The organism is Hydrogenophaga sp. ANAO-22, assembly GCF_042466645.1.
Taxonomy (GTDB): domain Bacteria; phylum Pseudomonadota; class Gammaproteobacteria; order Burkholderiales; family Burkholderiaceae_C; genus Hydrogenophaga.
Window position 1 is genome coordinate 3,748,819 of the sequence record NZ_CP159956.1, and the last position, 25,225, is coordinate 3,774,043.

At 69.7% G+C, this 25,225-nt stretch carries 26 protein-coding genes and 2 pseudogenes; 18 read left to right on the plus strand and 10 right to left on the minus strand.

Annotated elements, in window-relative coordinates; translation table 11 throughout:
- Position 1: 1 nt before the first annotated feature.
- From ABSY19_RS18005 to ABSY19_RS18015, 3 genes are read right to left on the minus strand one after another with little or no spacing between them, the layout of a single operon-like run.
- Positions 2-424: a heme-binding protein gene (locus ABSY19_RS18005; protein ID WP_382154235.1), complete on the minus strand. Its 423-nt coding sequence runs from the start codon at positions 422-424 to the stop codon at positions 2-4.
- A gap of 52 nt (positions 425-476) precedes the next feature.
- Positions 477-1,463 carry a Bug family tripartite tricarboxylate transporter substrate binding protein gene (locus tag ABSY19_RS18010; RefSeq protein ID WP_382154238.1) on the minus strand — a complete coding sequence of 329 codons (987 nt, stop codon included), beginning with the start codon at positions 1,461-1,463 and terminating at the stop codon, positions 477-479.
- A 40-nt stretch (positions 1,464-1,503) separates the two neighbouring features.
- Positions 1,504-3,288, minus strand: coding sequence for a thiamine pyrophosphate-binding protein (locus ABSY19_RS18015; RefSeq protein ID WP_382154241.1), 1,785 nt, complete (start codon positions 3,286-3,288; stop codon positions 1,504-1,506).
- 95 nt (positions 3,289-3,383) lie between these two features.
- Between ABSY19_RS18015 and ABSY19_RS18020 the strand changes: the two genes are divergently transcribed.
- Positions 3,384-4,274, plus strand: coding sequence for an AraC family transcriptional regulator (locus ABSY19_RS18020; protein WP_382154244.1), 891 nt, complete (start codon positions 3,384-3,386; stop codon positions 4,272-4,274).
- A gap of 19 nt (positions 4,275-4,293) precedes the next feature.
- Here the strand turns inward: ABSY19_RS18020 and ABSY19_RS18025 are convergent.
- The 3 genes and pseudogenes from ABSY19_RS18025 to ABSY19_RS18035 all read right to left on the minus strand — a co-directional run bounded on the left by ABSY19_RS18025 (position 4,294) and on the right by ABSY19_RS18035 (position 7,224).
- Positions 4,294-5,264: pseudogene (locus ABSY19_RS18025) on the minus strand (succinylglutamate desuccinylase/aspartoacylase family protein).
- Entirely contained in the window at positions 5,261-6,241 is a 981-nt protein-coding gene (locus tag ABSY19_RS18030; RefSeq protein WP_382154247.1) for a Bug family tripartite tricarboxylate transporter substrate binding protein, read from the minus strand. The pseudogene ABSY19_RS18025 and the gene ABSY19_RS18030 overlap by 4 nt, the downstream one beginning before the upstream one ends.
- Before the next feature lie 89 nt (positions 6,242-6,330).
- Positions 6,331-7,224 carry a LysR family transcriptional regulator gene (locus ABSY19_RS18035; protein WP_382154250.1) on the minus strand — a complete coding sequence of 298 codons (894 nt, stop codon included), beginning with the start codon at positions 7,222-7,224 and terminating at the stop codon, positions 6,331-6,333.
- A gap of 169 nt (positions 7,225-7,393) precedes the next feature.
- Between ABSY19_RS18035 and ABSY19_RS18040 the strand changes: the two genes are divergently transcribed.
- The 3 genes from ABSY19_RS18040 to ABSY19_RS18050 all read left to right on the plus strand — a co-directional run bounded on the left by ABSY19_RS18040 (position 7,394) and on the right by ABSY19_RS18050 (position 10,218).
- Positions 7,394-8,620 (plus strand): ABC transporter substrate-binding protein, encoded by a 1,227-nt coding sequence (locus tag ABSY19_RS18040; RefSeq protein ID WP_382154253.1) that lies wholly within the window; start codon positions 7,394-7,396, stop codon positions 8,618-8,620.
- Between the two features lie 112 nt (positions 8,621-8,732).
- The gene (locus tag ABSY19_RS18045) at positions 8,733-9,521 is read left to right on the plus strand and encodes an ABC transporter ATP-binding protein (RefSeq protein ID WP_382154256.1); all 789 of its coding nucleotides are present in this window, start codon (positions 8,733-8,735) and stop codon (positions 9,519-9,521) included.
- A complete protein-coding gene (locus ABSY19_RS18050; RefSeq protein ID WP_382154258.1) occupies positions 9,514-10,218 on the plus strand; it encodes an ABC transporter ATP-binding protein in 705 nt (234 codons plus the stop codon). The genes ABSY19_RS18045 and ABSY19_RS18050 overlap by 8 nt, the downstream gene beginning before the upstream one ends.
- On the opposite strand, the gene ABSY19_RS18055 is transcribed toward ABSY19_RS18050, so the two are convergent.
- Complete coding sequence (locus ABSY19_RS18055) at positions 10,215-11,051, minus strand: AraC family transcriptional regulator (protein WP_382154261.1); 837 nt, start codon at positions 11,049-11,051, stop codon at positions 10,215-10,217. The two genes, ABSY19_RS18050 and ABSY19_RS18055, sit on opposite strands and share 4 nt — an antisense overlap.
- Before the next feature lie 35 nt (positions 11,052-11,086).
- Here ABSY19_RS18055 and ABSY19_RS18060 point away from each other — a divergent pair.
- The 7 genes and pseudogenes from ABSY19_RS18060 to ABSY19_RS18090 all read left to right on the plus strand — a co-directional run bounded on the left by ABSY19_RS18060 (position 11,087) and on the right by ABSY19_RS18090 (position 17,415).
- A pseudogene (locus ABSY19_RS18060) lies at positions 11,087-11,979 on the plus strand (branched-chain amino acid ABC transporter permease).
- A complete protein-coding gene (locus tag ABSY19_RS18065) occupies positions 11,976-12,929 on the plus strand; it encodes a branched-chain amino acid ABC transporter permease (protein ID WP_382154264.1) in 954 nt (317 codons plus the stop codon). Before ABSY19_RS18060 ends, ABSY19_RS18065 begins: the two are co-directional and overlap by 4 nt.
- A gap of 48 nt (positions 12,930-12,977) precedes the next feature.
- Positions 12,978-13,808 (plus strand): phosphoenolpyruvate hydrolase family protein, encoded by an 831-nt coding sequence (locus ABSY19_RS18070; protein ID WP_382154267.1) that lies wholly within the window; start codon positions 12,978-12,980, stop codon positions 13,806-13,808.
- Between the two features lie 26 nt (positions 13,809-13,834).
- Positions 13,835-14,278 (plus strand): SRPBCC family protein, encoded by a 444-nt coding sequence (locus tag ABSY19_RS18075; RefSeq protein WP_382154270.1) that lies wholly within the window; start codon positions 13,835-13,837, stop codon positions 14,276-14,278.
- Positions 14,275-15,492 carry a Tm-1-like ATP-binding domain-containing protein gene (locus ABSY19_RS18080; RefSeq protein WP_382154273.1) on the plus strand — a complete coding sequence of 406 codons (1,218 nt, stop codon included), beginning with the start codon at positions 14,275-14,277 and terminating at the stop codon, positions 15,490-15,492. The genes ABSY19_RS18075 and ABSY19_RS18080 overlap by 4 nt, the downstream gene beginning before the upstream one ends.
- Before the next feature lie 9 nt (positions 15,493-15,501).
- On the plus strand, positions 15,502-16,719 hold the full coding sequence (locus ABSY19_RS18085; RefSeq protein ID WP_382154276.1) for a tetratricopeptide repeat protein: 1,218 nt from the start codon (positions 15,502-15,504) through the stop codon (positions 16,717-16,719).
- A gap of 93 nt (positions 16,720-16,812) precedes the next feature.
- The gene (locus ABSY19_RS18090) at positions 16,813-17,415 is read left to right on the plus strand and encodes a 2-hydroxychromene-2-carboxylate isomerase (RefSeq protein ID WP_382154279.1); all 603 of its coding nucleotides are present in this window, start codon (positions 16,813-16,815) and stop codon (positions 17,413-17,415) included.
- Between the two features lie 62 nt (positions 17,416-17,477).
- Here ABSY19_RS18090 and ABSY19_RS18095 read toward each other — a convergent pair whose 3' ends face one another.
- A complete protein-coding gene (locus ABSY19_RS18095) occupies positions 17,478-18,713 on the minus strand; it encodes a CaiB/BaiF CoA transferase family protein (RefSeq protein WP_382154282.1) in 1,236 nt (411 codons plus the stop codon).
- A gap of 89 nt (positions 18,714-18,802) precedes the next feature.
- Complete coding sequence (locus ABSY19_RS18100; RefSeq protein ID WP_382154285.1) at positions 18,803-19,753, minus strand: LysR substrate-binding domain-containing protein; 951 nt, start codon at positions 19,751-19,753, stop codon at positions 18,803-18,805.
- 107 nt (positions 19,754-19,860) lie between these two features.
- Between ABSY19_RS18100 and ABSY19_RS18105 the strand changes: the two genes are divergently transcribed.
- Genes ABSY19_RS18105 through ABSY19_RS18115 form a run of 3 tightly spaced genes read left to right on the plus strand, consistent with a single transcriptional unit; the run spans position 19,861 to position 22,865 of the window.
- Positions 19,861-20,577 (plus strand): glutathione S-transferase family protein, encoded by a 717-nt coding sequence (locus tag ABSY19_RS18105; protein ID WP_382154288.1) that lies wholly within the window; start codon positions 19,861-19,863, stop codon positions 20,575-20,577.
- Complete coding sequence (locus tag ABSY19_RS18110; RefSeq protein WP_382154291.1) at positions 20,574-21,851, plus strand: CaiB/BaiF CoA transferase family protein; 1,278 nt, start codon at positions 20,574-20,576, stop codon at positions 21,849-21,851. The genes ABSY19_RS18105 and ABSY19_RS18110 overlap by 4 nt, the downstream gene beginning before the upstream one ends.
- Before the next feature lie 45 nt (positions 21,852-21,896).
- Positions 21,897-22,865, plus strand: coding sequence for a tripartite tricarboxylate transporter substrate-binding protein (locus ABSY19_RS18115; RefSeq protein WP_382154293.1), 969 nt, complete (start codon positions 21,897-21,899; stop codon positions 22,863-22,865).
- A gap of 10 nt (positions 22,866-22,875) precedes the next feature.
- Here the strand turns inward: ABSY19_RS18115 and ABSY19_RS18120 are convergent, their stop codons facing one another.
- A complete protein-coding gene (locus ABSY19_RS18120; RefSeq protein ID WP_382154296.1) occupies positions 22,876-23,157 on the minus strand; it encodes a cupin domain-containing protein in 282 nt (93 codons plus the stop codon).
- 79 nt (positions 23,158-23,236) lie between these two features.
- Between ABSY19_RS18120 and ABSY19_RS18125 the strand changes: the two genes are divergently transcribed.
- The 4 genes from ABSY19_RS18125 to ABSY19_RS18140 all read left to right on the plus strand — a co-directional run bounded on the left by ABSY19_RS18125 (position 23,237) and on the right by ABSY19_RS18140 (position 25,198).
- Positions 23,237-23,602, plus strand: a complete 366-nt coding sequence (locus tag ABSY19_RS18125) for a YciI family protein (protein WP_291111210.1) — start codon at positions 23,237-23,239, stop codon at positions 23,600-23,602.
- A 107-nt stretch (positions 23,603-23,709) separates the two neighbouring features.
- The gene (locus tag ABSY19_RS18130; RefSeq protein WP_382154299.1) at positions 23,710-24,192 is read left to right on the plus strand and encodes a VOC family protein; all 483 of its coding nucleotides are present in this window, start codon (positions 23,710-23,712) and stop codon (positions 24,190-24,192) included.
- A gap of 22 nt (positions 24,193-24,214) precedes the next feature.
- Entirely contained in the window at positions 24,215-24,646 is a 432-nt protein-coding gene (locus ABSY19_RS18135; RefSeq protein ID WP_291111214.1) for a YciI family protein, read from the plus strand.
- A gap of 12 nt (positions 24,647-24,658) precedes the next feature.
- Positions 24,659-25,198, plus strand: coding sequence for an SRPBCC family protein (locus ABSY19_RS18140; protein WP_382154302.1), 540 nt, complete (start codon positions 24,659-24,661; stop codon positions 25,196-25,198).
- The last annotated feature ends 27 nt before the right edge of the window (positions 25,199-25,225 follow it).

Sequence of the window (25,225 nt, forward strand, 5' to 3'; positions counted from 1 at the left end):
ATCAGCCGGCCTGCAGCCCGGCGGCGGCCACGCCGGCCAGGCAGATCAGCTCGTCTTCATCGCCGGTGCCGCCGCTGGCGCCCACCGCGCCGAGCAGCCGGCCCTGCGGATCCTTGATCACCACGGCGCCGGTCTGTGGCAGGAACTTGCCCTCGGCCGTGGCCGCGAGCGAGACGAAGAAGTTGGGGTTGCCCTTGGCGCGCTCGCTCAGCGTGCGGCTGGACACGCCCATGCCGACCGCGCCCCAGGCCTTGGCCTGGGCGATGTCGAAGCGGAACATGCTGGCGCCGTCTTCGCTGACGAAGGCCTTGAGGTGGCCGGCGGCGTCGAGCACGGCGATGGCCATCGGCGCGTAGGCCTTCTCCTTGGAGGTGGCGAGGGCGGCGTCGAGGATCTGCCGGGCTTGATCGAGGGTGAGGCTCATGGTGGGGTGGCGGTTCGGAAAGGGAAAAAAGGGGCGCGCGATCTTGCCATGCTCAGTCTTCGGGCTTGAAGCCGGTGACCTTGACCACGTGGGCCCAGAACGCGTGGTTGTCTCGGATGGCCTTGGCCAGGCCTTCGGGCGTCACCCGCATGACCTCCAGGCCGTTCTTGTCGATCACGTCCTTCATCGCGGCCGAGGCCAGCGCGTCGTTCACGGCGGTGTTGAGCGCGGCCACCTTGGCCTTGTCCATGCCGGCCGGGCCGTACCAGCCGAGCCAGTCGACGAATGCCACGTCCTTGTAGCCGAGCTCGGTCAGCGTGGGCGTGTCGGGCAGGGCCTTCCAGCGCGTGGGCGCCGAGACCGCGAGCGCGCGCAGGCTGCCCGCGCGGATGTGCGGCAGCACCTCGCTGACCACGTTGAAGCTGACCGGGATCTGGCCGCCGCGCAGGTCGGTGAGCAACGGCGCGCCACCTTTGTAGGGCACGGCCTGCATGTCCACGCCGGACTGCTTGCCCAGCATCGCGCCGGCCAGGTGCAGCGAGGAGCCGGTGGCCGGCACGCCGTAGTTGGCCTGGCTCGGGTTGGCCTTGGCCCACTTCAGGTAGTCGGCCACGGTGCGGATCTCGGCCGGCAGGCCCGGGCCGGCGGTGAACACGGCGGTGTAGGTGCACAGCCCGGCGATGGGGGTGAAGTCGGTCAGCGTGTCGTAGGGCAGCTTCTTGAACACGTGCGGGTGCAGCGTCATCAGCGAGCTCGGGCAGCCGAACAGGGTGTTGCCGTCGGGGGCCGCGCGCTTGACGAACTCGGCCGCGATGCGGCCGCCCGCGCCGGGCTTGCTGTCGTAGATGATGGGCTGCGGGTACTTGCCGCGCAGCTGGTCGATCAGCGGGCGCGCGACCTGGTCGCCCAGGCCGCCGCCGACCGGGAAGCCGGACCAGAGCGTGGCGTTGGCGGCCGGGCCTTGCGCGAAGAGGGGCAGGCCGGTGGTGGCCAGGCCACCGAAGGCGGCGCTGGCGCGCAGCAGGGTTCTGCGTTGCATGTCTTGTCTCCTGTTGTTGTGGAAAACGGGGCGCCCGGTGTCAGGGCGGGTCGAGCCGGGTGAGCGAGGCGAAACCGTATTTGTTCATGCCCACGAACGCGCCCACCGCCGGGTGTGGCACGAAGCGGGTGCGGCAGTCGAGCACGGCGGGCAGGCCGGAGGCGATCGCGCGCTGCAGCGCGGGGGCCACGTCGGCCGCGCGCGTGACCACCTCGCCGTGGCAGCCGAAGCCGCGCGCGATGGCCGCGTAGTCGGTGTCTTCCAGGCCGGTCGCCATCTCGAAGCCGAGCCCGGCCTTCTGGCCCATGCGGATCACGCCCCAGGCCGCGTTGTTGTGCACCACCGTGATCACCGGCAGGCGGTGGCGGCGCGCGGTGTCGAGTTCGTTGAGCGTGAAGCCGAAGGCGCCGTCGCCGGTGATGTTGAGCACCGGGCGGCCGGGGAACTGCGTCTGCAGCGCGATCGCGGCCGGCAGGCCGTAGCCCAGGTGGGACATGCCGGGTTCGTGAAAGCGCGTGCGCACCTCGTGCACCGGCGTGAGGTCGTTGCTCCAGAAGGTGGTGTGGCCGCCGTCGTAGACCGCGAGCGCATCGGCCGGCAGCGCATCGCCCAGGGCCTTGGCCAGCGCGGCGGGGTGCATCACAGGGTCGGGGTCGGCGACCATGCGCGCGAGCTGGCCTTCGTGCCCCGCGCGCACCGCGCGCAGCTCGGCGAGCCAGGCACCGTCGGCCGTCGCGGTGGATTCACCCAGGGCCGCGAGCAGGTCGCGCAGCGCCTCGCCCGCGTCGGCCTGCATGGCCACCTCGTGCAGCGCGGCCTGGCCGAGCGAGGACGGGTCGATGTTGATGTTGATGAGCCGGTGGTGGCGCCGCGCGAGCGCGCCGCGCGCGTCCCACATCCACGACGACCAGCGGCAGCCCACGCTGAGGATCACGTCCGCGCGCTCGAAGGCATGTTTCACCGAATCGCCCGCGATGATGCCGCCGTGGCCGATGAAGTGCGGGCTGTCCGAGGGCACCACGCCCAGCGCCATCTGCGTGGGCACCACCGGCGCGTTCAGGCGCTGGGCCAGCGCGCGCAGGGCGGTGGCGGCCCCGGCGGCCACCACGCCGCCACCGCCCACGATGAGCGGGCGTTGCGCGCCGCGCAGCAGTTGCACCGCCGCCTCCACCGCCGCCTGTGCCGGGCGCGGCCCGAGCGTGGCGCGGTAGCGCCCGGGGGCCACGTCGAACTCGTCGGCCGCGAAGGCGTGCACCTCGCCCAGCACGTCCTGCGGAATGTCCAGGTGCACCGGGCCGGGCCGCCCGCCCAGGGCCTCGCGGAAAGCGCGCCGCGCGAGTTCCGGCATGCGGCGCGCGTCGTGCACGACCGCGTTCCATTTGGTCAGGGGCCGGGTCACGGCCACCGTGTCCAGGTCCATGAACACACCGCTGTGCGGATACGACGAGGCGCGGTGCTGGTTGGTGGTGACGGCCAGCAGCGGCAGGTTGTTGTTGAAGGCCACGCCCAGGCCGGCGGCGAGGTTGAGGCCGCCGGGGCCCAGCTCGCCCACGGCCACCGCGAGCCGGCCGGTGCCCGCGTGCACGGCGGCGGCCATCATCGGCCCGGCGGCTTCGTGGCGCACGCCGATGAAGCGGATGCGCGGCTCGCGGCTGAGCGCATGGAACAGCGGCGAGAGCTTGCCGCCCACGATGCCGAACACCGTGTCCACGCCCTCGGCCAGCAGCACGTTCACCAGCGCCTGCGCCCCCGTGAGGCGCAGGGGCGGGGTGGCGGTCGCGGGCGCCGGCGGCAGCGCGGCGTCGGGGTGGGGGTTGCGTGTCATGGAGGCGGATGATGCGCGAGCCGCGCCGCCGAAGCGATGGACGTTTCGGCCCGATTCAGGTACTTTTCCGGCATCACCTGCCACCCGCCCCTGCCATGACCGCCTCCCCCTTGCTGCTCGTTCCCTTCCGGGAAGTCCGCCACGACCAGCCCGACGACTGCCTGCACTACGAGTCCGTGGCGGTGCGCGGCGCCGAAATGGACTGGACGATTCCGGCGCACCGGCACGAGGGTTTGCACCAGTTCCAGTTCCTCGCGCACGGCAGCGTGCGCGGCACCATCGACGGCCAGGACTTCGAGGCCCAGGCCCCGGTGATGCTGCTGCTCGCGCCGGGCTCGGTGCACGGTTTCACCTACACGCCCGACGCTGTGGGCCACCAGGTCACGCTGCCCACCACCACGCTGCGCCAGCTGCTGGGCGGCTCGAAGCTGGTGGACGACGGGCTGGGCACCTCCTGCGTGCTGCCGCGCCTGCAGGACGGGGACGAGGCGGAATGCGCGAACCTCTTCGCGCAGGTGGCACGCGAGTTCCGCGCCCAGCACCCGGGCCGCGTGCACGCGCTGCTGGCCAGCGCCACGCTGCTCGCGGTGCAGTACCTGCGCCGCCGCGGCGAGCACTTCAAGCGCGAGCGCGGGCAGGGCGAGCGCGATGCGCTGGTCAAGCGCTACCTCGCGCTGGTCGAGCAGCACTACCGCGAGCACGAGCCGCTGAGCTTCTACGCGTCGGCCCTGGGCGTGACGCCCGACCACCTCAGCCGCACCTGCCGCCACGTGGCGCGCCAGTCGGCGCTGCAGATCCTGCACGAGCGGCTGATGCTGGAGGCGCGCCGCCTGCTGGCGTATTCGTCGCTGCCGGTGGCGCAGGTGGCACAGCAACTGGGTTACGACGACGCGGCCTACTTCAGCAAATTCTTCGGCCGCGCGGTGGGCAACACGCCCTCGGACTACCGCGCGCTGGTGGCCAGCGGGGTGCGCGGCGCGGCCTGACGAAACGCCGTGCGGGAGGTCAGTCGAGCGCTTCGCGGCGCGCGAACCGCACCACCGTCACACCCCGGCGGGCCTGCCGCGTCGAGGGCATCACGAGCACACAGTCGTCGTGCGGCGTCACCACCGGCTCGCCGTCGTTGTCCCCGATCACGGTGCCCGCGTGGGCAATCGTCTCCAAACCCAGGAAGCGCTCGGTGAAGAAGAAGCGGGGGCTTCTCGCCACCACGGCCCCGGTCACGTGCAGCGCCCACTGCCGGGGGCATCGGGCTGCCTCCACCCCGGCATCCATCGGAGCGCGCCCGCATGCGTGACCGTGCCGGCCTGAAGCAGGAAGCGCGCGCACTGATCGCGGGCGACATCGAGGCTGGTCGGGTCGCCGTGATAGCCACACTCGATGAGCAGGGAGCGCGTGTCGGGCGCGTCCTCGTCCGGCAGGCCGAACTGGCCATAGTCCCGCATGCGCACCCCGTCCTGATGACCCGTGTCCACGACCACGTGCGCTGGCGCGCCCAGCTGGCGCGCCAGCGCCAGGTTGCGCCCGTGCAACCCCACCAGCGAGAGCGGTTGTCCTGGCTCGTGCATGGAGTGCAGGTCCAGCAGCCACTGCGCGCGTTTGACAAAGGGCTCCAGGGCGGCAGCGCGTTGGCGTTCGCGGGTGTCGGCACCGCGCAGGCGCTCTGGCGTCCATTGCCGGTTCATGTCTTCGTCGATGAACCGAGATGCATCGCTGTCGGCCGGGTCGAAGCGGTCGAAGGCCGCCAGATTGCAGAACGCCAGCGTGAGCGAACCGGCCTCGGGGCGCAGGCCCGCCTCGAGGAGTTCCTTCACCGCCCAGGCACCACACAACTCGTTGCCATGCACCAGCGCGCTCAGCATGACGCGGCGGCCGGCCACGCCGGTGTCGAAGTGCCACACGCCTTCGACGCCGGTGTTGCCGACGCGCCAGCGGCCGAGGTCGGGAGGGCTGAGGGAGAACATGGGATGGCTCATTCCTTGATGTTCGCGAAGTCGACGATCTTCTGGTACTTCGCCGACTCCGCGGCGAGAAACCCGTTCATCTCGACGTTGAGCGGCGCCACGGTCGACCCGCTGTCTTCCAGCTTCTTGCGGAACTCCGGTGTCTGCAGGGATTCGGCGAGCGCGTTGCGCAGGCGCACCGTGATCGCCTCGGGCAGATTGGGTGGTGCCATCAGGGCAAACCAGACACTGATGTCCATCTGGTTGAGCGAGGGGTGATCGGCCAGCGGCGCGATGTCCGGGGCGACGGCCGAGCGCTTCTTCTCGGTGATGCCCAGGGCCACCACCTTGCCACCGCGGATGTGCGGCAGCCCGCTGGAGAGCACGTACACACCGAAATCGACCGTGCCGGCGTACAGGTCTGTCGTCAGCGGGCCGACACCGCGGTAAGGAATATGCGACATGAAAAGGCCGGCCTGCTGCTTGGCCATTTCCGCCGACAGGTGCAGCGCGGTGCCCACCCCGGAGCTGCCGTAGATGTACTTGCCAGGCCTGGACTTGACCGTCTTGATGAACTGGTCCACCGTCTTGACGCCACTCTGCGCGGAGGCCACCAGCACCATGGGCTGCGACGCCACCAGCCCGATGGGCGTGAAATCCTTGTAGCTGTATTTGACCGAAGGCGAAATGAGGCGGTTGATCGCGATCTCGTTGTTGGCCCCCAGGAGAAGCGTGTAGCCGTCCGGTGCCGCGCGCGAGACCTTGTGCGCGCCAATGGCACCGCCCGCGCCGCCCACGTTTTCCACGATGACGGCGACGCCCAGCTTCTTCGCCAGCTGGTCGGCCACGGCCCGGCCGGTGAGGTCGGTGCTGCCGCCTGGCGGGTAGGCCACCACGACCGTGATCGGGCGCTCTGGATAGGCGTCGGTCTGGGCCAGCGCGGCAGGCGCCAGGCCCACGGACAGCATGATCGGCAGGACGGTGGAAAGGACGCGGTGAAAGTTTCTCATGTGGGTCTCCTCTTTGAACAACCGCGATTCTTGGTGTCGGGGCCTTTCGCCAGGGTGCTGAAACGGCACCTTTCGGTGCCTTTTTGACATCAGCCCACGCAGGAGACCTCCCAGAGCCTTTCCGCCAGCGATGAGAGGCGCCGTTTGGTGCGGACCATCCGGATCTCGAAAACGACCTCCAGCGCCTTGCCGGCCAGCGGGATGACCTTTCCTGCCTTGTGAGCCCCCACCACCAGCGACCAGGGCAGCCATGCCACGCCCAGTCCCTTGAGCACGTACTCCAGCAGGGCGTCGGCCGAATCGCATTGCAGAGTGGGCGTCAGACGCGGGGCTTGGGCATGGTTCGAGAGGTGATCGGAGACCAGCTGTCCCAGCGCCAGCGTGTTGGCGTAGGCCAGATAGGGCACGGGTTTGCTGGACGAGAAGTTGTAGAGCGGCTTTCCGCCGGCGCTGGCGCGCGACACCGGCACCAGCCGGTCGTGTGCCATGGTGTGCTGCAGGTACCGGGAGGGTTGCAGGCGCACGCTGATGGCGGGGTGGTAGTAGGTCAGCAGGAAGTCGGCATCGCCGCGCTCGAAGCGCTGCAGCGACTCACCCATCGACCCGGTGCGCACATGGACCAGCGCCCCGGCAGTGTGGGCCCTGATTCGCCACAGCCAGTCGGCGGCCAGCGTCCGGGCCAGGGTACGGCCGGTGGCCAGCGTGAGAACGTTCTGCCCGGGGAAAGCGCGGTCCTGGATCTCGCTGCGGGCGGACGCCAGTGCCTCCACCGCTTGCCGCGCATGCTGGAGCAGGGTTTCTCCGGCCGGGGTGAAGCTCACCGGCGCGCCCTCCCGCGACACCAGCTCCGCGCCGGCCCATTGTTCCAGGCTGCGGATCCGCCGGCCGAACGCGGGGTGGGTGACATGGCGCCGAGCCGCGGCCCGCACGAAGCTCCGGGTCTCGGCCAGGGCAATCAGGTCTTCCAGCCATTTGATCTGCATGGGGTGGTCCTCGTTGAAGGGATGGCACATGATGCGTGGAAGTGGCCATGTGGGTTTTGAGTAGATTCCTGTGCCTTCAGACCATGGTTGAGGGGCCCCCCGTCTCCTAGCATTGGCCCGACTCGAACACCCTTGTTCGGGGCCATCACCAAAACAGGAGACAAGCAGCATGGATCTGAAACTGTGGGCCGCCGCGTCCGTTGTCGCCGCCGCCAGCGTGGGCGTGGCCCAGGCTCAAACCGCCCAGCAGGGCAAACTGTCGAACGACGTGCTGCGCATCGGCGTGTTGACCGACATCTCCGGCGTCTACGCCGACATCTCGGGCAAGGGCGCGGTCGAGGCCGTGAAGATGGCCGTGGAGGACTTCGGCGGCAAGATGTTCGGCAAGCCGATCGAGGTGGTTTTCGCCGATCACCAGAACAAGGCCGACGTGGGCGCCGCGAAGGCGCGCGAGTGGTACGACTCGGGCAACGTGGACATGATCAACGACCTCGCCAACTCCGGCGTGGCGCTGGCCGTGGCCGGCGTGGCGAAGGAGAAGAAGCGCCACGCCATCGTGAACAACGCGTCCAACGTGGGCGTGACCAACGCGCAGTGCTCGCCCTACGCGGTGCACTACACCTACGACGCGTACGCCCTGGCCAACGGCACGGGCAAGGCCATCGTGGAAGGCGGCGGCGACACCTGGTTCTTCCTGACGGTGGACTTCGCCTTCGGCATCGGCCTGGAGCAGCAGGTGGGTGACGTGGTGCGCAACGCCAAGGGCCGCGTGGTGGGCGCCGCGCGCCACCCGCTGGGCACGACGGACTTCTCGTCCTACGTGCTGCAGGCGCAGGCGTCCAAGGCCAAGATCATCGGCCTGGCCTCCACCGGCAACGACACGATCAATGCGATCAAGGCGGCCAACGAGTTCGGCCTGACCAGGAACCAGAAGCTCGCCGCGCTGCTGCTGTGGATCCAGGACGTGCACGCCCTGGGCCTGCCGACCGCGCAGGGCCTGCAGCTCACCAACGCCTGGTACTGGGACATGAACGACGAGACGCGCGCCTTCGCCAAGCGCTACCAGCAGCGCGTGGGCGGCCAGATGCCCAACATGGCGCACGCGGGCGACTACTCGTCCACCCTGCATTACCTCAAGGCCGTGCAGGCCGCCGGTTCGGACGACCCGGACGCCGTCTCGGCCAAGATGCGCGAGCTGCCGATCAACGACATGTTCGCCAAGGGCGGCAAGATCCGCGAAGACGGTCGCATGGTGCACGACATGTACCTGTGGCAGGTGAAGACGCCGGCCGAGTCCAAGTACCCGTGGGACTACCTGAAGCTGGTGAAGACCATCCCCGGCGAGCAAGCCTTCATGCCGCTGGCGCAGAGCACCTGCTACCTCGTCAAGAAGTAAGAAGCCCCCCGTTGCTTGCTCACTGCGTGTAGCCGCATACCCCCCACCGGGGGGCGGGCCGGCCGCTTCGGAGCGGCCGTGCGCAGCGGCCCCTTGATTGCCTCTCTCCACCATGTCTTCTATCCTCGAAACGCAGGGCCTCTCGCGCAGCTTCAACGGGTTTCACGCCGTCTCGAACGTGAACCTGTCGGTGCGCGAAGGCAGCATCCACGCCCTCATCGGCCCCAACGGCGCGGGCAAGACAACCTGCTTCAACCTGCTCACCCGCTTCATCGACGCGAGCGCCGGCCGCATCCGCTTCCAGGGCCAGGACATCACGCGCACACCGGCCGACGCGGTGGCGCGCCTGGGCCTGGTGCGCTCGTTCCAGATCTCGGCCGTGTTCGGCCAGCTCAGCGTGTTCGAGAACGTGCGCCTGGCGGTGCAGCGCCGCCGCGGCCATTCGCTGGACTGGTGGCGCAGCGACCGCGCGCTGGCCCAGTACGACGGCCGCACCCGCGAGCTGCTGGACGAGGCCGGCCTCTCGGCCTGGGCCGAGCACAGCGCCGGTGAACTGCCCTACGGCCGCAAGCGCGCGCTGGAGCTGGCGACCACGCTGGCGCTGGAGCCGCGCGTGCTGCTGCTCGACGAGCCGATGGCCGGCATGGGCGCCGAGGACATCGCCCACGCGGCGGCGCTGATCCGCCAGGCCGCGCGCGGGCGCACCGTGCTCATGGTGGAACACAACCTCTCGGTGGTGGCCGACCTGTGCGACCGCATCACCGTGCTGGCGCGCGGCGAGGTGCTGGCCGAGGGCGACTACGCCGGCGTTTCGCGCGACCCGCGCGTGGTCGAGGCCTACCTGGGCCATGGCCATGGCGGCCAGCGCAAGCACCACAAGGCGGAGGCCCCGCATGGCTGAACCGCTGCTGACCCTGCGCGACGTGAGGGCCTGGTACGGACCGAGCCAGGCCCTGCACGGCGCGAGCCTGGACGTGCGCGAAGGCGAGCTGGTCACGCTGCTCGGCCGCAATGGCGCCGGCAAGTCCACCCTGCTCAAGACCGTGATGGGCATGATGGGCCGGCGCCAGGGCTCGATCCGCTTCCAGGGCCGGGAACTCATCGGGATGGCGCCGCACCACATCGGCCGCCTGGGGCTGGCCTTCTGCCCGGACGACCGGGGCATCTACGCCTCGCTCACGGTGCGCGAGAACCTGCGCCTGCCGCCCGTGGTGGCCGAGGGCGGCATGAGCGAGCAGGCGCTGTACGAGCTGTTCCCCAACCTCGCGCAGCGCGCCGGCTCGGCCGGCACGCACCTCTCGGGCGGCGAGCAGCAGATGCTGGCGATCGCGCGCATCCTGCGCACCGGCGCGCGCGTGCTGCTGCTGGACGAACCCACCGAGGGCCTGGCCCCGGTGATCGTGGACCGCATCGGCGAGCTCATCCGCCAGCTGAAAGGGCAGGGCTACACCATCGTGCTGGTGGAGCAGAACGTGCATTTCGCGGCCGAGCTGGCCGACCGGCACTGCCTGATGGAATCGGGCCGCATCACCGACACCTTCGACGCCGCCACGCTGCTGCGCGATTTCGACGCGATCACCGCCAGGATCGGAGTCTAGAGATGGCGCATCCTGTAATCGGAAGGGCGAAATCCCGTCAACCGTTTGAACGTGTTGGAGAACGCGAACGGGTTCACGTAGCCCACGCTGCGCGCGATCGCCTCGACCTTCTCGTCGCTGGTGGCCAGCAGGTGGGCCGCGTGCGCGATGCGCAGCGTGGCGAGCTGGCGGCCGGGGCTGCGGCCCAGGTTCTTCTGGCACAGGCGGCGCAGGTGCTCCTCGCTGGTGTTGGCCAGGCTGGCCAGGTCGGCCAGGGTCCAGTCGCGCGCCAGGTCGGCCTTCACCGCGTTCCACACCGGCACCAGGCGCGGCTCGCGCTGCAGCGGTTCGAGCAGGCGGGCCACGTAGCGCTCGATCACGTCCACCCACACCACGCAGGTGCCGGGGTCGGCCGCGCCCTGCATCTCGCCGTGCAGGCCGAGGATGGCGTGCTCCAGCACCTGGCCGTCGAACGGGCTCATGGTCGGGGCCATGGCACCGTCCACCGAGCGCACCGAGTCGGGCATGAAGCGCACCCAGGCCAGCCGCCAGCGCTGGCCCGGCACGCAATGGAAGGCGTGCAGCACGTGCGCGGGCGCGAAGCTCACGCTGCCGGGCTTGTGCGGGTACCAGCGGCCGTCGAGCAGGGTCTGGCCTTCGCCGCTGAGGCAGACCTGCATGAAGGCCCCGCTCAGGTGCGTGCGCACCACCGTGTAGGGCGCGGCCGCGTCCACCACCGCCACGTGGGCGATGTGGCGCGCGGCCAGGGCATCGCAATGTTCGGCGCGCACCACCGTCTGCACGGTGGCCTCGCCCAGCACATGGGTTTCTGTGGAGATATCGGGATGTTTCATCGACATGGCCTGCGCATCATAGAGAGGAAGGCTGTATGACGGAGGTGTTCGGTTTGCCGCTGCCGGTGCTCGCGGGCCAGGTCATGCTGGGGCTGGTCAACGGCTGCTTCTACGCCGTGCTCAGCCTGGGCCTGGCCGTGATCTTCGGCCTGCTGCGCATCGTCAACTTCGCGCACGGGGCCTTCTTCATGGCAGGTGCCTTCGGCGCCTGGATGCTGCAGCGCTACGCGGGCCTGGGCTACTGGGCCGCGCTGCTGCTGGTGCCGCTGGTGGTGGGTGGCCTGGGCGGCGTGTTCGAGCGCGGCCTGCTGCGCCGCCTCTACGGTCTGGACCCGATCTACGGCCTGCTGCTCACCTTCGGCCTGGTGCTGGTGCTCGAGGGGGCTTTCGCGTGGCCTTCGGCACCTCGGGCCAGCCTTACCCGGTGCCGGCCAACCTGCAGGGCGTGTTCAACCTGGGCTTCATGGTGCTGCCGATCTACCGCGCCTGGGTGATCTTCGCGGCGCTCGCGGCGTGCCTTCTCACCTGGTGGCTGATCGAGCGCACCTCGCTGGGCGCGCGGCTGCGCGCCGCCACCGAGAAACCGGCGCTCACGCAGTCCTTCGGAGTGAACGTGCCGCGCCTGCTCACCTTCACCTACGCCGGCGGCATCGCGCTGGCCGCCTTCACCGGCGTGCTGGCCGCGCCCATCCTGCACGTGAACTCGGGCATGGGCTCCAACCTCGTGATCATCGTGTTCGCCATCGTCGTCATCGGCGGCATGGGCTCGGTGTTCGGCTCCATCGTCACCGCGCTGGGCATCGGCGTGATCGAGGGGCTCACCAAGGTCTTCTATTCGGAGGCATCGACCACCGTGATCTTCGTCGTCATGGCCCTGGTGCTGCTGTTCCGCCCGCGTGGCCTGTTCGGCAAGGAGGGCTCCGCATGAGCAAGACGCTCGCTCCCTGGCAGAAGGCCTTCATCGGGGTCCTGCTGTTGCTGCTGCTCGCGGTGCCCTGGGTGCCGCAGGTGGTCTACCCGGTGTTCGTGATGAAGCTGCTGTGCATGGCGCTGTTCGCCTGCGCCTACAGCCTGCTGCTCGGCTTCGGCGGCATGATGTCCTTCGGCCACGCGGCCTTCTTCGGCAGCGCGGCCTACGTCACCGGCCTGGTGGTGAAGATCTGGGGCCTGCCGCCCGAGCTGGGCCTGCTGGGCGGCACGCTGTTCGCGGCGCTGCTGGGCGCGGTGTTCGGCGCGCTGGCCATCCACCGCCAGGGCATCTACCTGGCCATGGTCACGCTGGCGCTGGCGCAGATGGTGTATTTCATCTTCCTGCAACTGCCCTTCACCGGCGCGGAAGACGGTCTGCAGCAGATCCCGCGCGGCACGCTGTTCGGCTTCATCGACCTGCGCAACGACACCGCGATGTACCACCTGGTGCTGCTGCTCACCGTGGCCGGCCTGTGGCTCATCCACCGCGTGGTGCGCTCGCCGTTCGGCCACGTGGTGGTGGCGATCCGCGAGCACGAGCCGCGCGCCCGCTCGCTCGGCTACCCGGTGGAGCGCTACAAGCTCACGCTGTTCGTGCTCTCGGCCGCGCTCTCGGGCCTGGCCGGTTCCATGAAGGCCCTGGTGTTCCAGCTCGCCGCGCTGTCCGACGTGCACTGGCACCTCTCGGGCGACGTGGTGCTGATGGCCCTGCTCGGCGGCATGCACACCGTATTCGGCCCGGCCATCGGCGCCACGCTGGTGGTGGGCCTGCAGTACTACCTCGACGCCTTCGGCGGCTGGGTGACCCTGGTCACCGGCCTGATCTTCATGGTGTGCGTGCTCTCGTTCCGCAGCGGCATCGCCGGTGCGATCGATGCGCTCAGAACCCGTCCGCGCCCCGGGCCCTGAGCCCGCGGCCCCCTTCACGTTTCCGTTTTCCGTTTCAAGGAGATTTTCATGCCGCGTTTCGAACGCCAAGCCCTGATGGCGAAATTCCAGGACATGGTGCGCCAGCGCCAGCCCATCATCGGCGGGGGCGCCGGCACCGGCATCTCCGCCAAGTGCGAAGAGGCCGCCGGCATCGACCTGATCGTGATCTACAACTCGGGCCGCTACCGCATGGCCGGGCGCGCGTCCTCGGCCGGCCTGCTGGCTTACGGCAACGCGAACGACATCGTGCTGGAGATGGCCGGCGAGGTCCTGCCGGTGGCGAAGAAGACGCCGGTGATCGCGGGCGTGAACGGCACCGACCCCTTCATCGTCATGCCGGTGTTCCTGAAGAAACTCAAGGAACTCGGGTTTTCCGGCGTGCAGAACTTCCCGACCGTGGGCATCATCGACGGCAATTTTCGCCAGAGCCTGGAGGAGACCGGCATCAACTACGCGACCGAGGTCGAGATGATCGGCCAGGCCCACGCCATCGACCTGCTGACCACGCCCTACGTGTTCTCCGCCGAGGAGGCCGTGGCCATGACCGAGGCCGGTGCCGACTTCATCGTGCCGCACATGGGTGTGACCACCGGTGGCACCATCGGCGCCACCACGGCCAAGTCGCTCGACGAATCGGTGAAACTCATCGACGAGTGGGGCGAGGCGGCGAGAAAGGTGCGCAAGGACGTGATCGTGATCGCGCACGGCGGCCCGATCTCCAGCCCCGAGGACGTGGCCCACGTGCTCAAACACAGCCGACACTGCAATGGCTTCTACGGCGCCAGCAGCATGGAGCGGCTGCCGACGGAGATCGCGATCAAGTCGCACGTGGAGCGCTACAAGCAAGTGACTTTCTGAATTCGAACCACCACAGGAGACAAGACATGGCCAGGGTCTACGTGAGCGCGGTGATGGACGCGACGCTGGAGGAGGCGTGGGCCTACCTGCGCGACTTCGGCGCGCTCGGCAACTACCACCCGTACTTCGAGAACTCCTACATCGAGGACGGCAAACCGGCCGACCAGGTCGGCTGCGTGCGCCACTTCACCGTGCGCGACGGCGGCGGCTTCCTGCGCGAACAGCTGCTCGCGCTGTCCGACGACACGCACCGCTGCCGCTACAGGATCCTGCACATCGACGCCGACTGGAAGAACTACGTGGCCGAGATGCACCTGCTGCCCATCACCGAAGGCAACCGCTGCTTCGGCGAGTGGTGGGCCGAGTGGGACGTGCCGGCCGACCAGGAGGCCGAGGCGGTGGAGCGCGTGAAAGGCACCTTCCGCACCTTCTTCGAGTGCGTCAACGCGCACCACGGCAAGACCCGATGACCACCGCGCCAGCCACCGCCTGGGTGGTGGGCACCTTCGACACCAAGGCCGCCGAGCTGGACTACCTCGCCGGCCTGCTGCGCGCGGCCGGCGTGCGCGTGCTGACGGTGGACATCGGCACGCGCAGCGCGATCGGCGTGGCCGACATCGACGCCGCCGCCGTGGCGCGGCACCATCCCAAGGGCGCGGCGGCCGTGTTCGAGCCCTCCGACCGGGGCGAGGCGGTGATCGCGATGAGCGAGGCGCTGAGCGCGCTGGTGCGCGAGCGCCTGGGCGCAGGCGGCATCCAGGCCATGCTGGGCGTGGGTGGTTCGGGTGGCAGCTCCATGATCGCGCCGGCCATGCGCCTGCTGCCCATCGGCATGCCGAAGCTGCTGGTCTCCACCATGGCGGCCGGCGACGTCTCGGCCTACGTGGGCGTGGTGGACCTCACGCTGATGTACCCGGTGACCGACATCGCGGGCCTGAACCGGCTCTCGCGCACCATCCTGGCCAACGCGGCGCACGCGCTGGTGGGCATGCTGCAGCACCACGCGCCGACGGACCACGGGGCCGACAAGCCTTCCATCGGCCTGACCATGTTCGGCGTCACCACGCCCTGCGTGCAGGCTGTGCGCGGGTTGCTCGAGGCCGATTTCGACACCCAGGTGTTCCACGCCAACGGCGCGGGCGGTCGCACGCTGGAGGCCCTGGCCGCCGCCGGCATGCTGCGCGCCGTGGTCGACATCACCACCACCGAGGTGGGACAGCACCTGGCCGGCGGCGTGTGCGACGCCGGGCCGAACCGGCTCGACGCCGCCGCGCGCCATGGCCTGCCCTGGGTGGGCTCGGTGGGCGCGCTGGACATGATCAACTGGGGCGCGCCGTCCACCGTTCCCGAACGGCACCAGGGCCGCACCTTCCACGTGCACAACGCCAACGTGACGCTGATGCGCAGCAACGCCCAGGAGCTCGCGGCGGCGGCGCGGCGCATCGCCGAACAGCTCAACCGCGCCCGGGGCCCGGTGCGCCTGCTGCTGCCGCTGGGCGGCTTGTCCATGATCGACGCGCCCGGCCTGGCTTTCCACGCGCCCCAGGCCAACGCGGTGCTGTTCGACACGCTGGAGCGCCTGTTCGAGGCGAGCGACACGCACCGGCTGATCCCGCTGCCGTTTCACATCAACGACCCGGCCTTCGCGGCGGCCGTGGCCGAACAGCTGAGGGCGGTGGTGTAAGGTTGCCGCATGAGCAATGCCACCGACCCCACCGAACAGGCCAAGGCCTTTTTCTTCGAAGGCAACGCCCTCTTCGAGGCCGACCGACTCGACGAGGCGCAGAGCCGCTACCAGGCCGCGCTGGCCCTGGTGCCGGGGCGGCCGTCCATCCTGGCCAACCTGGGCGTGACCCAGTGCCGCCTGGGCCGCTGGCCCGAGGCCGTGGCCACGCTGGCGCAGGCCACGAAGGCCGACCCCACCCACCGCGACGCCTGGGTCGCGCTCGGCCTCTCGCACGAAGCGCTGTCGAACTGGGCCGGTGCCGCGCACGCGCTGCAGCAGGGCGTGCGGCTGGGGGCGTCCACCGCGCAGATCCACCTGTCCCTGGCGATGTGCCTGCTGCGGCTGGACCGGCCCGACGACGCGCTGGCGGCGCTGGACCGGGCGCTCGCGCTCGACCCGACCCTGGCCGAGGCCTGGAGCCAGCGCGGCAGCGTGCTGCGCGACGCCGGCCGGCACGCCGAGGCCGCGCGCTGCTTCGAGCAGGCCCTGGCCCACGGTGGCGACGAAACCCTGCACCGCTTCTACCTGGCCTCGGTGAAGGCCGGCGAGGCCACGCCACCGCAACCGCCGCGCGCCTACGTGGAAGCGCTGTTCGACGAGTACGCCGACGATTTCCAGCACCACCTGATCCACCAGCTGAAGTACCAGGCGCACGAGACCCTGCTGGCGCCGCTGCGCGTGGGCGGCCGGCGCTACCCGCTGGTGCTGGACCTGGGTTGCGGCACCGGCCTGTGCGGCCAGCTCATCCGCCCGCACGCCGACGCGGTGGACGGCGTGGACCTGGCCCAGGCCATGGTCGAGCAGGCGCGCGCCAGCGGCGCCTACCGCCAGGTGGTGCAGGGCGAGCTGCTCGAATTCCTGCGCGCGCGGAATGAGCCCGCCGACCTCGTGATCGCCGCCGACGTGTTCATCTACGTGGGCGCGCTCGACGGCGTCTTCGCCGCGGTGCGCGAGCGCCTCCAGCCCTCGGGCTGTTTCGCCTTCTCGGTCGAACTCGCCACCGGCGCCGAAGAACTGCAACTGCGGCCCAGCCTGCGCTACGCGCATGCCCCGGCCTACGTGGAGCGCCTGGCCCGGGCGCACGGCTTCCAGGTGCGCCAGACCTGGCAGGCGCCGCTGCGCGAAGACCAGCAGAAACCGGTGATGGGCCTGTACGTGCTGCTGGAGCCGGCCGGCGCCCCATAACGCGGCCCTATACCCGAATCGCCATTCCGTATTGGTCAGCGCGCGGCGCGCTTCCTAGACTGTGGGCCACTCAACAGCCACCATGGAAAGCGCATGACCAAGCCACACGTCGATCTGTACTGGGACATCGGCAGCACGAACACCTATTTCGCGTTCAAGCTCCTCCAGCCCATCGTGGCGCGCCACGGCGCCGAACTCGTGCTGCACCCCTACAACCTGGGCTACGTGTTCCGCAACAACGAGTACGAGCTCATGAAGGAGTCCAAGGCCAAGCTGCGCTACCGCAAGCGCGACCTGATGCGCTGGGCAGAGAAGCACCAGCTGCCGTTCCAGATCCCGCGCCAGTTCCCGATCAAGTCCAGCCGCGTGCTGCGCGGTTCGCTGGCGATGCGCCAGAAGGGGCTGGAGCTGCCCTTCGTCGAAGCGGCGCTCGAGGCCTATTGGGAACAGGGCAACGCGGGCATCGTGGAATACGCGGGCCTGCGCCCCATCGCCGAGCGGCTCGGCGTGGACCCGGACTGGTTCGAGGCCACCAGCGCCAGCGACGAGACCGGCGCCCAGCTCGCCAAGAGCACGGACGACGCGGTGGCGCGCGGCGTGTTCGGCGTGCCCATGATGTTCGTGGGCGACGAGATGTTCTGGGGCAAGGACCGGCTCGATTTCATGGAAGACGAGCTGGCGCGCGCCACCGCCTGAGCGTTTCTCCCGCGCCCCTTCACAAAAACGCCGGCTTCGAGCCGGCGTTTTTTTGGGGAGGGTCAGACCACCCGCGCGCCGCGCAAGGCCTCGATCTGCGCCGCGTCCAGGCCGGCCAGGCGCGTGAGCACCTCGTCGCTGTGCGCGCCGGGCAGCGGGGCTGGCTGGTCGTAGCCGCCCGGGGCGGCGCTGAACTTGATCGGAAAGCCCGAGCCCGCGGCCACCATGGTGGAGCGGCTCAGCGGGTTCCACAGCGGCACCGCCATCTGGCGCTGGACCATCTGGTCCCAGCGCAGCACACCGTGGATGTCGCGCACCGGGCTGCAGGCCAGCTTGGCCTGCGCCAGGCGGGCCTCGACCTCCTCGGTGGTGATGGTCCGCGCCCACGACGCGACCACCTCGTCCACCTGGGCGTTGTTCGCCAGGCGCCAGGCGACCGACATCATGTCCGGGTCGTCCTGGAGGTCGCGGCGCTCCATCACCTCCAGCAGCGCGAGCCAGTCGTCGTGCGTGGCCGCTCCGAGCGTGACCCAGCCGTCGCGCGTGCGGTAGGCGTTGAAGGGCGAGAAGCGCATGATGCGGTTGCCCTGCTGGGGCTGCAGGCCGAGCTGCGGGTAGCAGTCCAGCGGCTCGTCGAAGATCAGCGAGAACAGGCAGTCGGCCATGGACACGTCGATGGCCTGGCCCTCGCCGGTGCGGTCGCGGTGCAGCAGCGCGGCCACGATGCCCAGCGCGGCGAACACGCCCGAGATCGCGTCGGACACCGGTGAGCCGGCCTTGGTGGGCGCGCTGCCGGGCTGGCCGGTGATGCTCATCAGGCCCACGGCGGCCTGCACCATCAGGTCGTAGGCCTTGAGGTGGCGGTCCGGCCCGGTGGCACCATAGCCGGTGAGCGAGCAGTACACGATGCGCGGGTTGGCTTCCTTCAGCGCCGCGTAGCCCACGCCCAGGCGCTCGGCCACGCCGGCGCTGAAGTTGTCCACCACCACGTCCGCGTGGCGCACCATGCGCAGGAAGATCTCGCGCCCCTCGGCGCTCTTGAGGTTGAGCGTGGCCGACTTCTTGCCCCGCGCGCGCTTGAGGTAGGCAATGCCCATGTCCTCGTCGGTCTGGCGCTGGAAGCTCACGCCCTGCGGGCCCGCGAAAGGCGGCGCGAAGGCGGTCGGGTCGCCGGTTTTCGGGTCGTCGATCTTGATGACCTCCGCGCCCAGGCCGGCCAGGAACAGCGTGCCCTGGGGGCCGGAGAAAAAGCGCGTGAGGTCGAGAACGACCACGCCGTCGAGGATCTTTGCAGTCATGGGCCCACCGTTGGAAATGTGCGCCGCAGTGTAGGCAGCGGGTCCACGCGGGGGGAAATAGGTCTTTGACGTGGCGGTATCGCGCCGTCCTATGGGGGCGGCACGGGCGAGGCGCCAGGCCATTGACCCGCCTCCACCCGCCGGTGCGTGACCTCGGTGATGAGCTCGACGATGCGGTGCGCCGCGCTGCTCAGGGGCACGATGTCGAAGGTGCACAGCGAGAGGCGGCGCTGCAGCGCCGGCTCGGTGATGCGCTGCACGCGCAGGCCGGCCGTGCCGCCCGGAATGGCCGCCGAGCCGATGGTGGCGCCCACGCCGCTGGCCACCACCGCGCGGATGGTGGCCAGCGAGTCGAGCTCGGCCAGCACGCGCATCTCGTGCCCGGCGGCCTGGAAGGCCGCGTCGATGATCTGGCGCGTCACGTTGGAGCGGCCGGGCAGGGCCAGCGCGCAGGGCGCGGCGTGGGCCAGCGACACCGTGTCGCCATCGCCCACGCCCTGTGCCGACATCAGGAACAGGTCCTCGATCAGCAGCGGGCGCACGTCCAGGTGGCTGGAGACCTTCTGGCGCGCGGTGCCGGTGTCCGGCGCCAGCGGCTCGAACAGCAGGCTCATCTCGATGCGGCCGTTGACCACCAGCTCCTCCAGGTGGCCGCTCAGGCTCTCGGTGATCTGCAGCTGGATGTCGGGGTACTTCGCGGCGGCCTCGGCGATCAGCGAAGGCGCGAGCAGCGTGGCCGCGCTGCTGGGCAGGCCCACCGAGACCAGGCCCTGCGGGTAGTCGCCGGCGTGCTGCACGTCGGTGCGCATGCGCTCCATCTGGCGCAGCATGGCGCGCGCATGGCGGTAGAACACCTCGCCCGCTTCGGTGGCCGAGACGCCGCGCACGCTGCGCGAGAGCAGCTTGACCTTGAGCTCGTCCTCCAGGTTGGCCATCTGGTGGCTGAGCGCGGGCTGGGCGATGAACAGGTCGGCGGCAGCGCGCGAGACGCTGCCCAGTTCGACGATGCGCACGAAGTACTTGAGCTGGCGGATTTCCATCGGGCCATTGTCCTATCGGCCCTTGGGGGGCTCCATATCTTTTCACGATGCCCCAAGCCCGACACGGTATTGGCGCACCTCGGCCATGCGCACCATCATCACCGCCCATGATCGATCTCTACTTCTGGAGCACGCCCAACGGCTACAAGGTCTCCATCCTGCTGGAAGAGCTGGGCCTGCCTTACCGCGTCATCCCCGTGCACATCGGCAAGGGCGAGCAGTTCCGGCCCGAGTTCCTCAGGATCAGCCCGAACAACAAGATCCCCGCGCTGGTGGACCCCGAGGGCCCGGGCGGCGCGCCGATCGCGCTGTTCGAGTCGGGGGCCATCATGATGTACCTGGCCGAGAAGCAGGGCTGGGCCTTCCTGCCGCAGGACCTGCGCGCGCGCTATGACGTGGTGCAGTGGCTCATGTTCCAGATGGGGGGGGTCGGCCCCATGCTCGGGCAGGCGCACCACTTCCGCAAGTACGCGCCCGAGAGGATCGAATACGCGATCGACCGCTACACGAAAGAGGCGCGCCGGCTCTACACCGTGATCGACCGCCGCCTGGCCGAGGCCGAGTACCTCGCGGGCGACCAGTACTCCATCGCCGACATGGCGACCTACCCCTGGCTGCGCGCCCACAAGTGGCAGGGCCAGGACCTCGCCGACTTCCCTCACCTGCAGCGCTGGTACGCGGCGGTGCGCGCGCGCCCGGCGGTGCAGCGCGGCCTGGCCGTGCTGGAAGAGAAGGTCGACCGCTCCGGCGCCAAGCCCACCGGCGAGCGCTGGGACAACCTGTTCGGCGCCGGCCAGTTCTCCCCCTCGGAAAAGACCCCATGACCCAGAAGACCCCCATGCTCACCGGCTACCGCGTGCTCGACATCACGCAGATCGTGGCCGGCCCGACCTGCACCCGCATCCTGGCCGAGATGGGCGCCGAGGTGGTCAAGCTCGAGCTCGCGCCCTTCGGCGACCGCACCCGCGTGGGCGGCCTGCGCTCCAACCAGCCCGAGCACAAGCGCTGCTCCCAGAGCACCTACTTCATCCAGCACAACCACTCCAAGAAAAGCCTGGCGCTGGACTTCAAGAGCGAGCGCGCGCGCGAACTCATCAAGGCCATGGTGCCGAAGTTCGACGTGCTGGTGGAGAACTTCTCGCCCGGCGTGATGGCGCGCGCGGGCCTGAGCTACGACGAGCTGAAGGCGATCAACCCGAGGCTGGTGATGTGCTCCATCTCGCTGGCCGGCCAGGCCGGCGAGCTGGCGCAGAAGCCGGGCTACGACTACGTGGCCCAGGCCTATGCCGGCATCACCGACCTGATCGGCGAGCGCGACGGCGAGCCCGCGCTGATCACCATGGCCATCGGCGACGCCTCCACCGGCGTGGCGGCGGCGATGGCGGTGGGCTTCGCGCTGCTGCACCGCGAGCGCACCGGCGAGGGCCAGTACATCGAGACCTCGCTGCTCGACACCTACTTCAACATGCACGAGGTGGCTGTGCCGCGCGTGAGCCTGCGCGAGCACCACACCCCGGTGCGCACCGGCTCGCAGCACCCCGACGGCGGGCCGACCGGCATCTTCCGCTGCGGCGACGGCAGTTACCTCACGCTGGCCACGCTGCCGCACCAGTGGGCGGCCTTCGTCGAGGCGCTGGGCCAGCCCGAGCTGCTGAAGGACGAGCGCTTCGCCACCGCCGCGCTGCGGCGCGACCACAACGAAGCGCTCAAGCACATCCTCGAGGGCTGGCTGGCCGGCTTCACCACGCGCGACGAGGCCATCGCCGCGCTGGAACGCCACCGCATTCCCTGCGCGCCCGTGCTCACCCTGCGCGAGGCCATGGCGCACCCGCACCTGCGCGAACGCGGCGTGGTGCGCGAGGTGCACGACCCCTACATCGGCCGCTTCGACATCCCGGGCCCGCCCGCGCGCTTCTCCGCGTGGCGCGTGCCGGGCGGCCTGCGCGCCGATCTGCTGGGCGAGCACAACGAGGAGATCCTCAAATCGCTCGCCGGGCTGGACGACGACGAGATCGGGCAGCTGTACCGCGACGGCGTTCTGGTGCGCGACCCCCTGCTGAACGCGGACCGCGAATGGACCGAGAAGACGGAGGCCTGAGACCGCCGCGACCCCATCGACCGAACCACAACGAAGGAGACAAAGATGAAGAAACGGATATTCACCCTGGCCATCGCGCTGGGCCTGGGCAGCGCCGCGCTGGCCCAGGAGTTCCCCCAGCGCCCGGTGACGCTCATCGTGCCGTTCTCGGCCGGCGGGCCGACCGACGTGGTCGCGCGCCACCTGGCCCAGGCCATGGGCAAGTCGCTGGGCCAGCCGGTGGTGGTGGAGAACCGCGCCAGCTCGGGCGGCATCGTCGGCACCGAGGCCGTGGTGCGCGCCGAAGCCAATGGCTACACGCTGCTGATCCACAACATCGGCATGTCCACGCTGCCCGCGCTCTCGCGCTCGCTGCGCTTCAACCCGGCCACCGACCTGGACTTCATCGGCCAGGTGGCGGACGTGCCCATGACGCTGGTGGGCAAGCGCGACCTCGAACCGACCGGTTTCAAGGCGCTGCACCAGTACATCACGCTCAACCAGAAGAAGATCAACCTCGCCAACGCCGGCATCGGCACGGCCTCGCACCTGTGCGGCCTGATGCTGATGAGCCGGCTGAACCTGGCCATGACCACCGTGCCCTACAAGGGCGCCGCGCCCGCCATGGCCGACCTGCAGGGGGGCCAGGTGGAGCTGCTGTGCGACCAGATCACCACCACGCTGGGCCCGATCCAGGCCGCGCGCGTCAAGCCCTACGGCAGCACCACGCGCGAGCGCCTGCCCTCGCTGCCGGAGCTGCCGACGCTGAGCGAGCAGGGGATCGACGGGCTGGAGGTCACGGTCTGGCACGGCGTGTACGCGCCGAAGAACCTGCCCAGGCCCGTCACCGAAAAGCTGGTGAAGGCGCTGCAGGACGGCCTGGCCGACCCGGCGTTCCGCGACAGCCTGCAGAAGCTGGGCGCCCTGCCCGTGAGCAAGGACAAGGCCACGCCCGAAGGGCTGGGCAAGCACCTGCGCCAGGAGATCGCGCGCTGGTCGCCCGTGATCCGGCAGGCCGAGGCCTACCTGGACTGAGCGTTTTCGGTCAGTCCTTGCGCCGCGCCACCCAGTAGGTGGCGCCCTCGGCGCCATAGCGCTCGGCGTGCGGCACCTCGCCGTCGATCTGGAAGGTGTCGCCCGCGCGCAGCTGGCGCGTGAGGTCGCCCACCGTCAGCCACATCTCGCCGCGCGTGACCACCGCCTTGGCGGCAAAGGGGTGGGTGTGCATGTCCAGCACCGTGAAGGGCGCCCACTCGCGCTCGATCACCTCGTCGTAGCCTTCGATCAGGGCCTGAAGGCGAAAGGCCTCGAAGTTGGCAGGGTTCATGGAAAGGCATTGTGGGCCATCGGGTGGCGGGGTGAGGCGTTAGCATGGAGGGCTTGTGCACAGCGAAACGAGGCGCTCCATGTCCCACATGCTCCTGATCCTTGAACCGGCCGGCCAGCGCGGCACCCGCACCGAGGCCCAGGGCCGCGAGGCGTACGCCAGCATGCAGCGTTTCGGCGAGTCGCTGCGCTCGCGCGGCAAGCTGCTGGCGGCGGAATCGCTGGCCTCCCAGTCCCAGGGGGTGCGGGTGCACACCGGTGGCGGCAAGGCCCAGGTGGTGGACGGGCCGTTCGCCGAAGCCAAGGAAATGATCGGCGGCTTTTTCCTGCTGGACTGCGCCAGCATGGACGAGGCCGTGGCCATCGCCCAGGAGTGCCCGGCCGCCGAATGGGCCACCGTCGAGGTGCGCGCCCTCGGGCCGTGTTACGACGACAGCCGGGGCTGAATCCCGGCCTCAGGGTTTTTCCTGGGTGTTTCTGTCGGCGCTTGTCGAAAACCGCGGGGCTGGTTCGTCGTGCCTGTTGAAGATCCCCATTTCAACAGGAGTTCTTGATGAACGCACCCGCCCGCATCCAGCCTTGCCTGTGGTTTGACACACAGGCCGAGGAGGCCGCACGGTTCTACGTGTCGGTGTTCCCGAACTCGCGCATCGGCGCGATCACCCGCTACGGCCCTGGCGCCCAGCTGCCCGAGGGCACGGTGCTCACGATCGATTTCGAACTCGACGGGCAGCCGCACACCGCGCTCAACGGCGGGCCGCATTTCCGGTTCTCGCCCGCGATCTCCCTGCTGGTGCGCTGCACTTCGCAGCAGGAGGTGGACCACTACTGGCAACACCTCTCGGCCGTGCCCGAGCAGGAGCGCTGCGGCTGGCTGCAGGACCGCTACGGCCTGTCCTGGCAGGTCGTGCCCGAGCAGCTCATGGCCCAGCTGCAGCATCCCGATGCGGCGCGGCGCCAGAGCGTCACGCTGGCCATGCTCGCCATGGGCAAGCTCGACATCGCGGCCCTGCAGCACGCCTTCGACCACCCCTGAACCCCTCTCCAGGAGACCCACCATGCGATTCATGATCATCGTCAAGTCCTGCGACGAATTCGAAGCCGAGACCTCGCCCGCGCCCGACGAGGCGCTGATGGCCGAGATGGTCCGCTACCACGAGGAGCTGGCCCAGGCCGGCGTGCTGCTCGACGGCTCGGGCCTGCACCCCAGCCGCAAAGGCTGGCGCATCCAGTACAGCGCCGACGGCAAAAAGCGCGTCGTCGACGGCCCGTTCGCCGAGTCCAAGGAACTCATCGCCGGCTACACCCTGATCCAGGTGCGTTCGCGCGAGGAGGCGATGGAGTGGAGCCGCCGCTTCCCCAACCCGGCGGGCGCCGGCAAGGAGGCCGTGATCGAACTGCGCCAGCTCTACGAGATGGAGGACTTCCCGCCCAGCGAGCCATTGGAAGACTTCAAGAAGCTCGACGCCATGCACAACCCCCAGCGCTGAGGAGCCGCCACCATGCTCAAGATCCTTGCTTTGCTCATCGGCGTGGCCATCGCCGCCCTGCTGCTGTACGCCGCGAGCCGGCCCGACCGCTTCCACGTCGAGCGCTCCACCACCATCCAGGCGAGCGCCGAGCGGCTGCACCCGCTTATCAACGACCTGCAGCGCTTCAACACCTGGAACCCCTACGCCCGCAAGGACCCGGCCATGCAGGGCCAGTACAGCGGGCCCACCGCCGGCCCCGGCGCGGTGTACGAGTTCCAGGGCAACAAGGACGTGGGCAAGGGCCGCATCGGCATCACCGCGTCCAGCGCGCCCTCCAGCGTGACCATGCAGCTCGACATGTTCGAGCCCTTCGAGGGCCACAACGTCGTCACCTTCAGCCTGGTGCCCGAAGGCGAGGCCACCCGCGTGACCTGGGCCATGGACGGCCCCAGCCCCTTCATCGCGCGGCTCATCGGCGTCTTCATGAACATGGACCAGATGATCGGCCGCGACTTCGAGGCCGGCCTGTCTTACCTCAAGTCCCTGGCCGAGAAGCCGGCGGCGTCCTGAACCTTCTTCACCCCCTCACCCTTCGAA

Bases quoted from the DNA above. Each gene is read 5' to 3' on its own strand.
- ABSY19_RS18050 (WP_382154258.1), top strand. From the start codon at position 9,514: ATGGCTGAACCGCTGCTGACCCTGCGCGACGTGAGGGCCTGGTACGGA.
- ABSY19_RS18065 (WP_382154264.1), top strand. From the start codon at position 11,976: ATGAGCAAGACGCTCGCTCCCTGGCAGAAGGCCTTCATCGGGGTCCTG.
- ABSY19_RS18020 (WP_382154244.1), top strand. From the start codon at position 3,384: ATGACCGCCTCCCCCTTGCTGCTCGTTCCCTTCCGGGAAGTCCGCCAC.
- ABSY19_RS18005 (WP_382154235.1), bottom strand. From the start codon at position 424: ATGAGCCTCACCCTCGATCAAGCCCGGCAGATCCTCGACGCCGCCCTC.
- ABSY19_RS18115 (WP_382154293.1), top strand. From the start codon at position 21,897: ATGAAGAAACGGATATTCACCCTGGCCATCGCGCTGGGCCTGGGCAGC.
- ABSY19_RS18105 (WP_382154288.1), top strand. From the start codon at position 19,861: ATGATCGATCTCTACTTCTGGAGCACGCCCAACGGCTACAAGGTCTCC.
- ABSY19_RS18135 (WP_291111214.1), top strand. From the start codon at position 24,215: ATGCGATTCATGATCATCGTCAAGTCCTGCGACGAATTCGAAGCCGAG.
- ABSY19_RS18055 (WP_382154261.1), bottom strand. From the start codon at position 11,051: ATGAAACATCCCGATATCTCCACAGAAACCCATGTGCTGGGCGAGGCC.
- ABSY19_RS18075 (WP_382154270.1), top strand. From the start codon at position 13,835: ATGGCCAGGGTCTACGTGAGCGCGGTGATGGACGCGACGCTGGAGGAG.
- ABSY19_RS18080 (WP_382154273.1), top strand. From the start codon at position 14,275: ATGACCACCGCGCCAGCCACCGCCTGGGTGGTGGGCACCTTCGACACC.
- ABSY19_RS18100 (WP_382154285.1), bottom strand. From the start codon at position 19,753: ATGGAAATCCGCCAGCTCAAGTACTTCGTGCGCATCGTCGAACTGGGC.
- ABSY19_RS18030 (WP_382154247.1), bottom strand. From the start codon at position 6,241: ATGAGAAACTTTCACCGCGTCCTTTCCACCGTCCTGCCGATCATGCTG.
- ABSY19_RS18040 (WP_382154253.1), top strand. From the start codon at position 7,394: ATGGATCTGAAACTGTGGGCCGCCGCGTCCGTTGTCGCCGCCGCCAGC.
- ABSY19_RS18125 (WP_291111210.1), top strand. From the start codon at position 23,237: ATGTCCCACATGCTCCTGATCCTTGAACCGGCCGGCCAGCGCGGCACC.
- ABSY19_RS18090 (WP_382154279.1), top strand. From the start codon at position 16,813: ATGACCAAGCCACACGTCGATCTGTACTGGGACATCGGCAGCACGAAC.
- ABSY19_RS18035 (WP_382154250.1), bottom strand. From the start codon at position 7,224: ATGCAGATCAAATGGCTGGAAGACCTGATTGCCCTGGCCGAGACCCGG.
- ABSY19_RS18095 (WP_382154282.1), bottom strand. From the start codon at position 18,713: ATGACTGCAAAGATCCTCGACGGCGTGGTCGTTCTCGACCTCACGCGC.
- ABSY19_RS18130 (WP_382154299.1), top strand. From the start codon at position 23,710: ATGAACGCACCCGCCCGCATCCAGCCTTGCCTGTGGTTTGACACACAG.
- ABSY19_RS18045 (WP_382154256.1), top strand. From the start codon at position 8,733: ATGTCTTCTATCCTCGAAACGCAGGGCCTCTCGCGCAGCTTCAACGGG.
- ABSY19_RS18015 (WP_382154241.1), bottom strand. From the start codon at position 3,288: ATGACACGCAACCCCCACCCCGACGCCGCGCTGCCGCCGGCGCCCGCG.
- ABSY19_RS18070 (WP_382154267.1), top strand. From the start codon at position 12,978: ATGCCGCGTTTCGAACGCCAAGCCCTGATGGCGAAATTCCAGGACATG.
- ABSY19_RS18010 (WP_382154238.1), bottom strand. From the start codon at position 1,463: ATGCAACGCAGAACCCTGCTGCGCGCCAGCGCCGCCTTCGGTGGCCTG.
- ABSY19_RS18110 (WP_382154291.1), top strand. From the start codon at position 20,574: ATGACCCAGAAGACCCCCATGCTCACCGGCTACCGCGTGCTCGACATC.
- ABSY19_RS18120 (WP_382154296.1), bottom strand. From the start codon at position 23,157: ATGAACCCTGCCAACTTCGAGGCCTTTCGCCTTCAGGCCCTGATCGAA.
- ABSY19_RS18140 (WP_382154302.1), top strand. From the start codon at position 24,659: ATGCTCAAGATCCTTGCTTTGCTCATCGGCGTGGCCATCGCCGCCCTG.
- ABSY19_RS18085 (WP_382154276.1), top strand. From the start codon at position 15,502: ATGAGCAATGCCACCGACCCCACCGAACAGGCCAAGGCCTTTTTCTTC.